Genomic DNA, 14,954 nt, shown 5'->3' on the forward strand with positions numbered 1-14,954 from the left:
AATGGTAAAAATAGGAATATTGGTACTTTCAGATAGAGCCAGTAGTGGTATTTATGAAGATAAGTCAGGAATTGAAATTGAAAAAATATTGAATGATTATATACAAAATGAAAAAAAGTTTTATTATGAGTTGATTCCTGATGAATATGATTTGATTGTTGAGAAACTAATATATTTAGCAGATGAAATAAAATGCGATTTGATTTTTACTACTGGGGGAACTGGTCCTGCATTGCGAGATGTTACACCTGAAGCAACTGAAGTAGTATGCGATAAGATTCTTCCGGGTTTTGGTGAGCTGATGAGATTAAAAAGTCTAGAATATGTTCCAACAGCAATACTTTCTAGACAGAGTGCGGGGATTAGAAAAAAATCCTTAATTATTAATTTACCAGGAAATCCTAAAGCGATTAAAGAATGCATAGATCCTATTTTTCCTGCTATACCTTATTGTGTCGATTTAATAGGTGGATCTTATATTAAAAATAATGAAGACAAAATTTCAGTTTTTAGGCCTAAAAATAAATCTTAACCACTGCAAATCTTAAAAGTTTTAAAACTTTTAAGATTGCTTTGTTTTATGGTATTTATTTTTTAACTTCATAGCCCTGTGATAAAAGAGCTACCATACCTCCATCAAGATTGGTACATTCTATATTTAAAGCATCTTCCACCATCAAAGCTGTATGTTTGCTTCTTGATCCAGTTGCACATACGAAAGCTATATTATTGTTTTTATAATCGACATTGTTTTTAAATTCTTCTAAAAAATTTTGATTTATAATGCCGTTATTATCACACAGCATTATAAGTTTTGCATTGTCTATTGTGCCACTTTCCCATTCTCCAGGAGTTCTTACATCTACAATACAATAATTATCTAATATTTCTTTTGAGATAGTTATATTTTTCATTTATTTAAAGCCTTTGAGATAATTGTGTTGAGTGCTTCATTGAAATTACTAGGATTATCGATACCCATACCTTCACTTAATTTTGCCATATTTAAAAGTATATGAGCTATTTGAGTTATTAAGCTATCGTTGTCTTCAAGAGCTTTTAATATTTCATGATTAGGATTAATTTCTAATATAGGTTTTACTTGTTGCTCTTGTCCCATTTGTTTAAGAATTTGTTGCATAGCAAAATCAGGTTTGTTTTGATCATATACAATACAGCTTGGACTTTGAGAAAGTCTTTGACTTAATTTTACTTCTTCAACTTCATCTTTTAATATTTCTTTAATTTTAATGAGCAATGGAGCAAATTCAGCCTTTTGTTCGTCGCTCACTTCTTCGTTTGCTAAATGATTAATCGCACTAAATTTTAATCCTTCAAATTCGTTCATCATAGGCATCACTATAGTGTCAATTTCTTCATCTAATAATAAAACATTGATATTTTTTTGTTTATAACTCTCTAGAAGCGGGGAATTTCTTAGAATTTTTTCATTTTTACCTGTAATATAGAAAATTTCATTTTGTCCTTCTGAAAGATTTTGTTTATATTCTTGAAGATCTATCAAATCTTCTTTGTTTGAATTTTTAAAATATAAAAGTTTAGCAATTGCATCTTTATTTTCACCAAAACCATATAATCCTTCCTTTAGTACTTTTCCAAAATTTTCGTAAAATTTCAGATAAGCTTCTTTATTCTTTTCTTTAAATTTTTTAAGTTCAGCTAAAATTTTTTTAACACTCGCTTCTTGAACATTTTTTAGAATCTTGTTTTCTTGTAATATCTCGCGACTGACATTTAGCGGTAAATCTTCTACATCGATAATGCCGCGTACAAATCTTAAATAAGTTGGTAATAACTCTTTATCATCATCACTTATAAATACACGTTTTACATAAAGCTTCAAACCACTTTTATAATCAACTCTATATAAATCAAATGGAGCTTGAGAAGGAATAAAAAACAAAGAATTATATTCTATAGAACCTTCTGCTTTAGTATGAATATATAAAACAGGTTTATTGGAGTCATGAAAATTTTGTTCATAAAATTTTTCATAATCATCAGGTTTTAAATTTGCTTTATTTTGTCTCCATAGGGCACTAGCAGTATTAATTTGAGTATTTTTTAACTCTTTTTTAGGTTCTTTTTCGCCTTCTTCTAAGGGTAAAATTTCTTCTTTTTCCATAAAAATTGGAAATTGAATATGATTTGAGTATTTTTCAATTATATTTTCTAGACGATAAGAATTTAAAAACTCCTCGTCTTTTAAATGTAAAATGATAGTTGTACCTTGTTCTTCTTTTGTTGAGTCTTCGATTTCATATCCATTTGCATCAGAAATCCAAAGATAAGCTTTATCATCTAATGCTTTTTTACTTAAAACTTCAATTTTATCAGCCACCATAAATGCTGAATAAAATCCAACACCAAATTGACCTATTAGTTGCGAATCTTTTTTTACATCACCACTTAAATTTTCTAAAAAACTTTTGGTGCCGCTTTTTGCAATAGTACCCAGATGATTAATTAAATCTTCTTTATTCATACCAATGCCATTATCGCTAATGCTTAAAGTTTTTTTCTCTTGATTGAAATGAATTTGAATTTTTGGTTCAAATTTTAGTTTTTTATATGTATCATCACTAACACTTAAATAACTTAACTTATCTAAAGCGTCACTTGCATTTGAAATAAGTTCTCTTAGAAAAATTTCTTTATTCGAGTATAAAGAATGAATCATTAGTTGTAAAAGTTGATTAACTTCAGTTTGAAATTGCATTTTTTATCCTTTTTATTTAAAAATTAAATATCCAAGCCATACTGCTAACAAACAAAGACTCAGATGAGAAATGGTATTTACAATAAAGTGAAAATAGTTTTCACTCTGTAAAAATAACAAATTTTCATAAGAAAAAGCTGAAAAAGTTGTAAAAGCTCCTAAAAAACCTGTGCTTAAAAAACTTTTTAATAAAATATTTAACTCTTTTGAATTTATATAAGAAAAAAACATACCCATTAAAAAGGAACCAATGATATTTACCATTAAGGTCCCGTATGCAAAATTGTGCGGAAATAGCTTATTGCAAATACTGGTAGTTAAAATTCTAGCTATGGCACCTAAAAATCCACCAAATCCTACTGCTAAAAGTGTGTAGATCATATCTGTCTTTGCTCATCAAGTGTTTTTTGCATAATACTTCTTGCTTCTTCTAGCCAATTTTCTTTACTTGTGTCAATTAAATCTAAAAAAATAATTTTTAATTCACCGCCTTTAGCGCAAAAAGTTTTTGTATCTAAAACTTTAGCAGAATCAACAATAACTATCGGTTGAACTTTTAAATTTAATTTATCACTTAAAATTTTCGCACCAATTTTAAATTTTAAAAGTTGTTTTGTTTTTGATCTTGTTCCTTCTGGAAAAATTGCTAGAATTCTACCTTCATTTAATCTTTGTTTTGCCTCTTTTAGTAGTTTAATTAATCCTTTTGGGCTTCTATCTATACAAATAATTTTCGGTTTTTTTATGATAGTTTTAAAAATGGGAATTTCTCCAAGCTCTTTTTTTGCTATCCAAGAAATATTCTTAGGACTTAAATCCTCTAAAACTACTATGTCAAGTAGACTTTGATGATTAATTAAAAGTAAATTAGTTTGTGGATGAATTGATCCAATAGGGATTATTTTACAATTAATAACATATCTTTGTATTTTTGCCCAATATTTTCTTAATCTCCATATTTTTTCTTGAGATTGAAATAATAAAAATAATATACATAATATTGCAATGGAAAAAACAAATTCTATCCAGAAAAATAGGGCTTTAATTCTTTGCCAAATCTTCATTTTTAACCCATCCTATTTTCCCATTTTTAAATAAAATTTTTCTATAATTTTCTCTTTTATCTAGCACTTCAACCTCTTGATCTTGTTCTCCTGAATAAAAATATGTAGAATTTGATGTTGGTAAAATCTGAATTTTACTTTGTGCTTTCAGCGAAGCTTTGTAGATATTATTGTAAGACAAAAAGCTAGCTATTAAAGTTAAAACTGCAAATCCTAAAGCAATATAACTTTTTTTGAATATAAACCACATTGCAAAAATAAAACAAAAACACCAAAAAAGAATTTGTTTGTAAAAATTAAAATCATTTGTTTTAGGATTTAAATCACTTTGAGTGCTTATACTATCTTCTTTAAGTTCTATTTTTAATGAAAAATCTTTTAATTCCTTTTTTGCTGTGTTAAAATATGAAAAATCAAATTTTGACTTATTTTTATCTAATATAGCATAATAAAATGCACTTTGCTTGGAAAAATCTCCTTTAATTGCTTCAACACCTTGTTTTTGGATGTCTTTAATCTCAAAACCTTCTAAATTTGTATTTTCACCGACAAGTTCTATAAATAAAATCATATTTTCATTATCAAAATTATTTGCTTTTATTTGTTTTACTTCTAAATTTGAAGCAACTACATGTGAGTATTTATTTATTGGAGCTTCGATTTTTTCTAAGCTGATGGGCTTTATAATTAAAGAAGAACTTTGTATGATTTTATCATTCCTACTAATCCATATGGTAATTTTATCTAAAACTGCATTTAAACTCTTAGCTTGAAACCATAAAGTAGTGTTATATGAGTTAGCTTTTTGTTGCCAAATTGGATTTGGATTTATCCAAAGCATATCATCACTTTTTTCAAAGCTAATATTTAGATCAAAATTAGTATTTGTAGTAGTAATTACTTCTAAATCTATAGGAAAAATTTCATCTACATAAACTTTTTGTTTGTATTCTTTGGTGTTTAAAACTAAAGAAGTTTTAGGTATATCTTCTTTGACAATTTTTGTTTCATAATCATTCTCATCACTTGGTGCAATAGTATTATAAATTTGTTTTGCTTGATCATCAAGGGAGTTAAAATTTTTTTCTAGAGTATTATAATTATCAAATACACTATTTTCTTGTGCGAAAATATTAAGTGCTAAAATCAAAATTAAAAGAATTTTTAAAGATTTTAACAATTTAAAAATCCTTGAAGTAATTGAAGTCCTACCTCAGAACCTAATATTTTATCACATGCCCTTTCAGGATGAGGCATAAGGCCAAATACTTTTTTATTTTCATCACAAATTCCTGCTATATCATTAAGCGAACCATTAGGATTATCAATATATCTTAATAACACTAAATTCTTATCTTCGAGTTTTTTTAGACCATCAGAAGTATTAAAATAATTTCCTTCTCCATGAGCTATAGGAAGTTCTATAATATCATCTTTTTTGAAATTCTTTAAAAAAACATTATCATTGGATACTACCTGTAATTTTTGCATTTTAGAAATAAAATTTAAACTGTTATTATGCTTCATAGCACCGCTTAGTAACCCCAATTCTAAAAGAATTTGAAATCCATTGCAAATGCCAAGCACATAAGCGCCTTTTTTTACATGTTCTTGAACAGTTTTCATAGCAGGAGCTAGTTTTGCTATAGCTGCACATCTTAAGTAATCTCCGTATGAAAATCCACCTGGAATAACAATTAAATCTGCACAAAAATCTTGTCTTTCATGCCAAATGATTTCAGCTTGAATTCCTAATTTTTCAAATGCAAAAAGTGTGTCAAATTCACAATTAGTTCCAGGAAAACGAATAATTGCTATCTTCATATTATTATCTCATAGTCTTCTATAACAACATTAGCAAGCAGCTCTTTACACATAGTATCAGTTTGTTTTAAGACTTCATTTTTATCATTTTTATCGATATCAAAAGTAATTTGCTTGGAAGTTTTGACATTAGAGATATTGTTAAAATCTAGAGAGTGTAAAGCTTTTTCTATAGCTTTACCTTGTGGATCTAATACACCATTTTTTAAAGTAATATTTACAACAACTTTCATATTTTATCCTAACTTAAAATTCTTTTTAATACTTCTTCATATGCCATTTTTACATTTCCAAGATCTTGTCTAAAACGATCTTTATCTAATTTTTCATTAGTTTTACTATCCCAAAATCTACAACTATCAGGACTAATTTCATCAGCTAAAATCATATTTCCATCACTGTCAATTCCAAATTCCAATTTAAAATCAATAAGTCTCAATCCTTTGGAATTAAAAAAATTAACTAAAATAGTGTTAATTTGTCTTGCTATTTTTTTGATGAGTTCTAAATCTTTTTCATTTTTCACTAAATTTAAAATTAAACAGTGTTCATCATTGATAAGAGGATCTCCTAACTCATCGTTTTTGTAACAAAATTCTACTACCGAAAACGGCAAAATTGTCCCCTCTTGAATTCCCAATCTCTTAGTAAGAGATCCAGTTGCAACATTTCTTGTAATAACTTCAATAGGAATAATCTGACATTTTTTTACAACTTGTTCTTTTTCACTAATGGTCTCAACCAAATGCGTTTTAATGCCTTCTTTTTCTAAAAGATGAAAGATTTCAGTGCTAATCTTACAATTTAATGCACCTTTTCCTGCTTCACTACCTTTTTTTTCAGCATTAAAAGCAGTAAGATCATCTTTAAATTCTGTGATGAGAAGATTATCATCATCAGTATTAAACATTTTTTTGCCTTTTCCTTCATATAGAAGATTTAATTTTTTTGCCATGATCATTCTCCTTTTGTGATGTTTAAAATTTTAATGGTATCTATTGCTGTTTTTAATTGTATGTCATTGTTAATTTGTTCTTTATTAATGATATTTTTATCTTCTTTGTTTTCTTTTTTACTTTCATTTCCCATTTTATCAAGTTCAGCTTGCAAGTGTTTTTTTAAATCAGCTTCTTTGATTTCAAAACCGTGATTTTCTTCTTTGCTAACTTTTCCAGGAAAAACTTCTACATCAGGATTAACTCCTATTGCTTGAATTGTTCTACCGCTTGGAAGATAGTATTTTGCTATAGTGAGTCTAAGACCTTCGTTACCTTTTTCATCCATAGGTAAAATAAGCTGAACACTTCCTTTCCCAAATGTTTTTTCACCAACTATAATAGCACGCTTAAAATCTTGCAAAGCTCCGCTTACAATTTCACTTGCACTTGCACTTCCTCCATTAACAAGTACAACCAAAGGTGCATCAGATATTTTTTTATCTGCAATTGCTTTGAATTGGGTATTCTCACTTTCTATTTTTCCTTTTTGGGAAACAATTACACCTTTATCTACAAACAGATTTACTAAACCCACTGCTTGATTTAAAATTCCTCCAGGATTTGTTCTAAGATCTAGTATAATTCCCTTAGTTTTAGGATGTTTTTTTATAGCTTTACTAACTTCACTAACGACATTTTTATCAAAATTTGTTACTCTAATATAAAGTAAATTTTCACCTTCTATTGTTTTGCTATAAACACTATCAACTTTAATAATATCTCTTTTAAGATTCACATCAAAAGGTTTATTTTCTCCTTTTCTGTAAATGGTTAGAGTAACTTTTGTTTTAGGTTCTCCTCGCATCTTTGATACAGCCTCATTGAGTGTCATGCCTAATGTTGATTCGTTATTAATTCTTAAGATAATATCATCAGTTTTTATACCAGCTTTATCAGCAGGGCTACCTTCTATTGGTGCTACGACACTGATTGCTCCATCTTTTTGAGTGATAGTAAAGCCTAATCCTCCAAATTCTCCATTGGTTTGTTCTTTTAATTCTTTATAATCCTTGTCATTTAAAAAAGATGAATGTGCATCTAAATTAGTTAACAATCCAGCAATTGATTTATCTACTAAATCTGTATAATTAACATCATCAACATAGTATTGTTCTATAATAGACATAGTTCTTGTCAATTTAGATAAAGCTTCGATCTTTTTCTCAGCTTCGCTAGAGGGAGTATTTTTAGCTTGTAAATTTGTAAAAATAAATGAAGCTGCAAATAAACTGCATAAACTTGCCGCAATGATAATATTTCTTTTTGTTTTCAAAGGAGAGCTCCAAAAAATTAATGATTTAAAATAAATATATAATTTTAGTAATTTTTGCTTAAAAAATTGTAAATACCCGTAATATTTTTAGATATATAATCGTTCAATATAAAGAAAATTTAATAAAAATAACTAAATAAACTTGACAATAATAGACTAAAGTTATATAATGTAAACAATATTAATATTAAAATAAGGAGATTGATATGGCAAATATACAAGATTTTTTAACTGATACCATGGTATCAAATATAGAAAGTGCAATATCATTAGCTATACATAGTAAAAATAATGAAATAAAACCTTTGCATTTATTATGGGCTTTAAGTGTTGATAGCTCTAGTTTATTAAATCAAGCATTTAATAAATTAAATGTTTCTAAAGAAGCTGTTGAATTGGAAATTAAAAGTAAAATTTCAAATTTACCAACTAGCTCAAATGTTAATAAAGATAATATTAAATTTTCTAATGAATTCATAAATTCATTAGAAAAAGCTAAAGGTTTAGCTTTACAAAATAGTGATAATTATCTTGCTGTTGATATGTGGCTAATATCAGAAGTTAATAACAATACTGCCATAAAAGATATATTAGCCAAATTTATAGATTTGAATGAATTGAAAAAAGAATTAGAATATATGCGTGCTGGTAATAAGATTGATAATAAAACAAGTGATGAGACATTAGATTCTTTGTCTAAATTTGGTATAGACTTAACACAAAAGGCCATAAATGGAGAACTTGATCCTGTAATAGGAAGAGAAGAAGAAATTCAGCGTTTGATGCAAATTTTAATTAGAAAAACAAAAAATAATCCTATTTTACTAGGAGAACCTGGAGTTGGAAAAACTGCCGTTGTAGAAGCTTTAGCGCAAAGAATCGTAAAAAATGATGTGCCAACCACTTTGCAAAATAAAAAACTTGTAGTACTAGATATGAGTGCATTAATAGCTGGAGCAAAATATAGAGGAGAATTTGAGGATAGATTAAAAGCTGTTGTAAAAGAAGTAATTAAACATAAAAATATAATTTTATTTATAGATGAAATTCACACTATAGTTGGTGCTGGAGCTAGCGAGGGAAGTATGGACGCAGCAAATATACTAAAACCAGCTTTAGCAAGAGGAGAACTGCATACTATAGGAGCTACAACTTTGAAAGAATATAGAAAATATTTTGAAAAAGATGCTGCGTTGCAAAGAAGATTTCAACCAATACAAGTGAATGAGCCTAATGTAAATGAAGCTTTAGCTATGTTGCGAGGTGTAAAAGAAAAGCTTGAAATTCATCATAATGTTACCATTAATGATAGTGCTTTGGTAGCAGCTGTTAAATTATCTAAACGCTATATAGCAAATAGATTTTTACCTGATAAAGCAATAGATTTAATAGATGAAGCAGCAGCTGAGCTTAAAATGCAAATAGAAAGCGAGCCTAATTCTTTAAGAAAAGTGAGAAAAGACATAGAGAGTTTAGAGGTGGAGAATGAAGCTTTAAAAATGGAAAAAAATGAAGCTAATTTCAAAAGATTAGAAGAAATTAAAAAAGAGTTAGCAAATTTAAAAGAAGAGCAAGCTAAACTTAATTCTCAATTTGAAAATGAAAAAAATGTTTTTAATATGATCAGTCAGAAGAAAAAAGATATTGACAGCTTAAAAAATGAGGCAATTTTTGCTAAAAACAAAGGAGATTTTCAAAAAGCAGCTGAAATTGAATACGGAAGAATACCAGAATGTGAAAAAGAGGTGATAAATTTAGAAGATAAATGGAAACAAATGACCGAAGAAGGAGTTTTATTAAAAAATCAAGTAGATGAAGATTTAGTTGCTGGAATTTTAAGTAAATGGACAGGTATTAGTGTGCAAAAAATGCTTACTTCTGAAAAACAAAAATTTCTTCATATACAAGATTATTTAAAGGAAAATGTTATCGGGCAAGATGAGGCTTTAAATGCTTTGGCAAAAGCAATAAAACGCAACAAGGCAGGACTTAATCAGGCAAATAAACCTATAGGTAGTTTTTTGTTTTTAGGACCAACTGGTGTGGGCAAAACAGAAAGTGCCAAAGCTTTAGCTAGGTTTTTGTTTGATGATGAAAAGGCTATGATACGTTTTGATATGAGTGAATTTATGGAAAAGCATAGTGTATCTAGACTTTTAGGAGCTCCTCCAGGATATATTGGGCATGAAGAAGGCGGTGAATTAACAGAAGCTGTGCGTAGAAAACCATATAGTGTAGTTTTGTTTGATGAAGTAGAAAAGGCTCATAAAGATGTTTTTAATATACTTTTAGGAATTTTAGATGATGGTAGAGCTACTGATAGCAAGGGTGTTGTAGTTGATTTTACTAATACAATTATTATACTTACTTCAAATATAGGTGCAAATTTAATCACTACTTTGAAGGGGCAAGAAAAAGATAGTGCATTAAAAGTTGCCTTAAAAGAATTTTTTAGACCTGAATTTTTAAATCGCTTAGATGATATTATAACTTTTAATCCTTTAGGGATAAAAGAAGCTGAAATGATAGTTAAACTTTTATTTAAATCTTTGCAAAAAAATCTTGAGAACAGGGGTATTAAGATACATTTAAGTTTAGAGGCAACTAAATTCATAGCGCAAGTTGGATTTGATGAGGAATTTGGCGCTAGACCATTGAAGCGTGCTTTGTATGATTTAGTTGAAGATAAATTAAGTGATATGATTTTAGCTGATGAATTAAATGAAGGTGATGAACTAATCATTGATTTATATAATAATGAGCTTAATATTCTCAAAAATAAGCAAGCATAAGCTTGCTTATTTATATTTTTAAGATTAAAAATATCTTATTATCATTTAATTGTAAACATAAAGTATCATTTTTTATATTTTTTATATTTTTTATAAATTCTTAACATTTATTATCTTACAATCTCAAGTAGATATTTTATTTTTAAGGAAAACAAATGAGTGATTTAGATATTTTTAATCGCCGTTTAGATGAATTAGAAAAACTTCCTCTTTTGAAAAATGAGATTTCCATATCTAAAGCTTTAGAACAATCTGGTTTTTCAAGAAGAGATTTTATGAAATGGGCCGGTGCTATGACGGCCTTTTTGGCTTTGCCTGCTAGTTTTACTCCAGTGGTTGCAAGGGCGGCAGAGCTTAGTGATAGACTTCCTGTAATTTGGCTTCATATGGCAGAATGCACAGGCTGTTCTGAGAGTTTATTAAGAAGTGATGCGCCAAGTATTGATAGTTTAATTTTTGATCATATTTCTTTAGAATATCATGAAACTATTATGAATGCTGCTGGTTGGCAAGCTGAACACAATCTTCAATCAGCTATGGAAAAATATAAAGGTAGATATATTTTAATGGTTGAAGGTGGAATTCCAACGGGAAATACAGAAAACTTTTTAACTATAGGACCACATGGTAAAACAGGAAAACAAATAGCCTTAGAAGCCTGTGATAATGCTTTAGCTATTTTTGCTATAGGTACATGTTCGTCTTTTGGTGGTATTCAGGCAGCGAGGCCTAATCCTAGTAATGCAGTAAGTTTAAATAAAATTACAAAAAAAACAGTAATTAATGTTCCTGGTTGTCCACCAAGTGAAAAAAATATAGTGGGCAATGTGATTCATTACATATTATATCAAACATTACCTGCACTTGATGCGTATAATCGTCCAAAATGGGCCTATGGACTTAGAATTCATGATCTTTGTGAAAGAAGAGGTCGTTTTGATGCTGGTGAATTTGTGCAACAATTTGGTGATGAAGGTGCAAAAAAAGGATATTGTTTATATAAAGTTGGCTGTAAGGGACCATATACTTTTAATAATTGCTCAAGAGAAAGATTTAATCAGCATACTTCTTGGCCTATACAGGCAGGACATGGATGTATAGGATGCTCAGAACCTGATTTTTGGGATACAATGGGACCTTTTGAAGAAGTTATGGCTGGAAGGTTATTTGATACCGTATATGGCTTAGGTGCTGATAATATTTCAGATAAGATTGGTATAGGGGTATTGTGTGTAACTGGCGTCGCAGTTGCTGCTCATGCTGTTATTGCTTCATTGGAAAAAAATAAGGATTAATAATGTCAAAAAAAATTATCATCGACCCGCTTACTAGAATTGAAGGACATTTAAGAGTTGAAGTGATTGTAGATGACAATAATGTTATCAAAGAAGCTTATTCAGGTTCCACATTATGGAGGGGTTTAGAAACAATTGTAAAGGGTAGAGATCCTAGAGATGCAGGTTTTTTAACCCAAAGAATTTGTGGTGTTTGTACATTTTCACATTATAGAGCAGGAATTATAGCTGTAGAAAATGCCTTAGGAATTACTCCTCCTTTAAATGCGATATTAACCAGAACTTTGATGAATGCAGCACTATATTTGCATGATCATGTGGTACATTTTTATCAACTTCATGGTTTGGATTTTGTTGATGTTGTAAGTGCTTTAAGTGCTGATGTAAAAAAAGCAAGTGATGAGGCTTTTAAATATACAGATATTCCGTATGCAACTGGAGCAGACAAGCTTTTAGAGGTGCAGCAAAAATTAAAAACTTTTGTGGATAAGGGTAATCTTGGTCCATTTGCTAATGCTTATTATGGGCATCCAACTTATCGTTTTACACCAGAACAAAATTTAATTGCGTTGTCTCATTATTTAGAGTGTTTAAGAATTCAAAGAGTTATTGCTCAAGCTATGGCTATATTTGGAGCTAAAAATCCTCATCCACAGAGTTTAACTGTAGGTGGAGTTACTTGTGTTATGGATCTTTTAAATCCATCTAGGATGGCTGAATATATGACAAAATTTCAAGAAGTAGCTGATTTTGTTAATCGTGCTTATTATCCAGATTTAATTATGGCTGCTAAGGCTTATTCTCAAGAAGCAAGTGTATTAAATGATGTAGGTGTAAATAATTTTTACACAGAAAGAGAATTTCAAATTTCTAAAGATGAGTGGTTATTTGAAGGTGGAATTATTAAAAATGGTGATTTAAGTAAAGTTGAAGAGGTTGACGAAGAAAAAATTACTGAAGAAGCTACTAGATCTTGGTATGCTGATAATGAGCCGCTTCATCCTTATGATGGTAAAACAAATCCAAATTATACAGGTTTAGTAGACGGAGAAAGTATTGACGATAAAGGGAATCAAGTTCATAGCAAGGTATTTGATACAAAAGGTAAATATAGCTGGATTAAAGCTCCAAGATATGAGAATTTACCAATGCAAGTTGGTCCATTAGCAAATATGTTGGTTAATTATGCAAAAGGTAATCAATTAGTAGTAGAGGCAACTGACGCATTTTTGAAAGCAAGTGGTTTACCGCTTAATGCATTAATGAGTACTTTGGGTAGAACAGGGGCAAGAGCTATTGAAGCAAAAATTATTTCTGATAATGGATTAAGAGCTTTTAATTCTTTAGTTGAAAATCTAAAATCAGATGAAAATACTTGTGCTACTTATATGATTGATAAAAATAAAGAATATAAGGGTAGATTTATGGGTAGTGCTCCTCGTGGCGCGTTGAGTCATTGGTGTAGAATTAAAGATGGTGTTATTGAAAATTGGCAAGCTGTTGTTCCATCTACCTGGAATGCAAGCCCAAAAGACTCTAATGGAATAGGTGGAAGTTATGAGCAATGTCTTATTGGTACAAAATTAGCTGATGTCAAACAACCTTTAGAAGTAATTAGGGCAATACATTCTTATGATCCTTGTATTGCTTGTGCGGTGCATGTGATGGATACTAAGGGTAATAATCTTAGTGAGTACAAAGTAAATGTAAATTTATAAGAAAAGGATTTTAGCATGGATTCTAAATACTCCTTGAAATCAAATAGAAAAGCAGAATACGAATTTAGTATTGGTCTTCGTTTTACGCATTGGATAAGAGCTATTGCGATTGTGATTTTAGTGGGAACTGGATATTACATTTCTTATGTATTTCAATCTCCTTCTATATCATCAGAACCAACTTTATTCATGCAGGCAAAATATCGTATGGTGCATCAAATTTTTGGTTTTATATTAATTGCATGTATAATTTTTAAAACTTATTTATTCTTTTGCGATGCTAAAAGTTTTGGAGAAAGAAAGAGTATTAAAGATATTTTTAATATTAAGATATGGGTGGAGCAAATTAAATTTTATATTTTCTTAGGTAAGCATCCAAAATTGCAAGGGGTATATAATCCTTTGCAATTTGTAACATATCTTTTCTTTTATTTTGTTATATTTGGAATTATTTTAACAGGATTAATTCTATATATGAATGTTTATCACGAAGGTTTAGGTGGTTTTTTATATAGTATATTAAAGCCAATTGAAGCGATGCTGGGTGGTTTAGCTGATGTTAGAACTTATCACAGAGTTTTAATGTGGGTTATATTGATTTTTATTCCGATTCATATTTACATGGCTGTATTTAATGCAGTAAAAGGTAAAGATGGAGCTTTAGATGCTATTTTTAGTGGTTATAAATTTGTAAAAGAAAATCATTGAAGATATTAGTTCTTGGAATTGGAAATATTATGTTTGCAGATGAAGGTTTAGGCGTTCATCTTTGCAAACTTTTAGAAAAAAATTATAGTTTTCATCATGATATAGATAGTGTTGATTTTGTTGATGGTGGAACTTTAGCATTACAACTGAGCTATATTATCGCTCAATATGATGAAATGGTAGTGATTGACTGTATTGCAGCTGATGATGCACAAATAGGAGATATTTTCTTCTTTTCTTATGAAGCTATGCCAAAAAAGGTCAACTGGAGTGGTAGTGCTCATGAGGTTGAAATGCTTCAAACATTACAATATATGGAATTGATGGGAGATCTTCCTAAAACTAAAATTTTAGCTTGTGTCCCTAAACGCATAGAACCACTAAGTTTTAATCTTTCTAATGAAATTTTGCCTTCTTTAAATAAGATGGAAAAAATTTTAATAAACTTTTTTATAGATAAAGGCTTTGTTTGTAAAAAAATTGCAGATTATAAAATTGAAGAACTTGCGCTAAATTCATATAAAAATTAATATCAAGCTTTT

15 protein-coding genes are annotated in these 14,954 nt (G+C 29.1%); 6 read left to right on the plus strand and 9 right to left on the minus strand.

Annotation, left to right across the window (positions count from 1 at the left end; all coding sequences use genetic code 11):
- The first annotated feature begins 1 nt into the window (after window position 1).
- Window positions 2-532, plus strand: a complete 531-nt coding sequence (mog, locus tag CINS_RS03390; RefSeq protein WP_039649842.1) for a molybdopterin adenylyltransferase — start codon at window positions 2-4, stop codon at window positions 530-532.
- Window positions 533-587: 55 nt separating this feature from the next.
- On the opposite strand, the gene CINS_RS03395 is transcribed toward mog, so the two are convergent.
- From CINS_RS03395 to CINS_RS03435, 9 genes are read right to left on the minus strand one after another with little or no spacing between them, the layout of a single operon-like run.
- Complete coding sequence (locus CINS_RS03395; protein WP_039649845.1) at window positions 588-914, minus strand: rhodanese-like domain-containing protein; 327 nt, start codon at window positions 912-914, stop codon at window positions 588-590.
- Window positions 911-2,740, minus strand: a complete 1,830-nt coding sequence (gene htpG / locus CINS_RS03400) for a molecular chaperone HtpG (RefSeq protein ID WP_039649848.1) — start codon at window positions 2,738-2,740, stop codon at window positions 911-913. Before htpG ends, CINS_RS03395 begins: the two co-directional genes overlap by 4 nt.
- 12 nt (window positions 2,741-2,752) lie before the next feature.
- Window positions 2,753-3,121: a fluoride efflux transporter CrcB gene (crcB, locus tag CINS_RS03405; RefSeq protein WP_039649850.1), complete on the minus strand. Its 369-nt coding sequence runs from the start codon at window positions 3,119-3,121 to the stop codon at window positions 2,753-2,755.
- Complete coding sequence (locus CINS_RS03410) at window positions 3,118-3,804, minus strand: lysophospholipid acyltransferase family protein (RefSeq protein ID WP_039649852.1); 687 nt, start codon at window positions 3,802-3,804, stop codon at window positions 3,118-3,120. Before CINS_RS03410 ends, crcB begins: the two co-directional genes overlap by 4 nt.
- Window positions 3,782-4,984, minus strand: coding sequence for an SH3 domain-containing protein (locus CINS_RS03415; RefSeq protein WP_039649854.1), 1,203 nt, complete (start codon window positions 4,982-4,984; stop codon window positions 3,782-3,784). The genes CINS_RS03410 and CINS_RS03415 overlap by 23 nt, the downstream gene beginning before the upstream one ends.
- Window positions 4,978-5,628, minus strand: coding sequence for a phosphoribosylformylglycinamidine synthase subunit PurQ (gene purQ, locus CINS_RS03420; protein WP_039649856.1), 651 nt, complete (start codon window positions 5,626-5,628; stop codon window positions 4,978-4,980). Before purQ ends, CINS_RS03415 begins: the two co-directional genes overlap by 7 nt.
- Window positions 5,625-5,861: a phosphoribosylformylglycinamidine synthase subunit PurS gene (gene purS / locus CINS_RS03425; protein WP_039649858.1), complete on the minus strand. Its 237-nt coding sequence runs from the start codon at window positions 5,859-5,861 to the stop codon at window positions 5,625-5,627. Before purS ends, purQ begins: the two co-directional genes overlap by 4 nt.
- Window positions 5,862-5,869: 8 nt before the next feature.
- Window positions 5,870-6,583, minus strand: coding sequence for a phosphoribosylaminoimidazolesuccinocarboxamide synthase (gene purC / locus CINS_RS03430; protein ID WP_039649860.1), 714 nt, complete (start codon window positions 6,581-6,583; stop codon window positions 5,870-5,872).
- A gap of 2 nt (window positions 6,584-6,585) precedes the next feature.
- Window positions 6,586-7,899, minus strand: coding sequence for a S41 family peptidase (locus tag CINS_RS03435; RefSeq protein WP_039649862.1), 1,314 nt, complete (start codon window positions 7,897-7,899; stop codon window positions 6,586-6,588).
- Between the two features lie 206 nt (window positions 7,900-8,105).
- On the opposite strand from CINS_RS03435, the gene CINS_RS03440 reads away from it, so the two are divergent.
- The 5 genes from CINS_RS03440 (at window position 8,106) to CINS_RS03460 (ending at window position 14,942) form a co-directional block, all read left to right on the plus strand.
- The gene (locus CINS_RS03440) at window positions 8,106-10,691 is read left to right on the plus strand and encodes an ATP-dependent Clp protease ATP-binding subunit (protein ID WP_052251960.1); all 2,586 of its coding nucleotides are present in this window, start codon (window positions 8,106-8,108) and stop codon (window positions 10,689-10,691) included.
- 155 nt (window positions 10,692-10,846) lie between these two features.
- Window positions 10,847-11,986, plus strand: a complete 1,140-nt coding sequence (locus CINS_RS03445) for a [NiFe] hydrogenase, small subunit (RefSeq protein ID WP_039649864.1) — start codon at window positions 10,847-10,849, stop codon at window positions 11,984-11,986.
- A 2-nt stretch (window positions 11,987-11,988) separates the two neighbouring features.
- Window positions 11,989-13,704 (plus strand): nickel-dependent hydrogenase large subunit, encoded by a 1,716-nt coding sequence (locus CINS_RS03450; RefSeq protein WP_039649866.1) that lies wholly within the window; start codon window positions 11,989-11,991, stop codon window positions 13,702-13,704.
- A gap of 15 nt (window positions 13,705-13,719) precedes the next feature.
- Entirely contained in the window at window positions 13,720-14,412 is a 693-nt protein-coding gene (gene cybH / locus CINS_RS03455; RefSeq protein ID WP_039649868.1) for a Ni/Fe-hydrogenase, b-type cytochrome subunit, read from the plus strand.
- Window positions 14,409-14,942, plus strand: a complete 534-nt coding sequence (locus CINS_RS03460) for a HyaD/HybD family hydrogenase maturation endopeptidase (protein WP_039649870.1) — start codon at window positions 14,409-14,411, stop codon at window positions 14,940-14,942. The genes cybH and CINS_RS03460 overlap by 4 nt, the downstream gene beginning before the upstream one ends.
- Window positions 14,943-14,954 lie beyond the last annotated feature (12 nt).

It is taken from the genome of Campylobacter insulaenigrae NCTC 12927 (assembly GCF_000816185.1).
Classification (GTDB): Bacteria; Campylobacterota; Campylobacteria; order Campylobacterales; family Campylobacteraceae; genus Campylobacter_D; species Campylobacter_D insulaenigrae.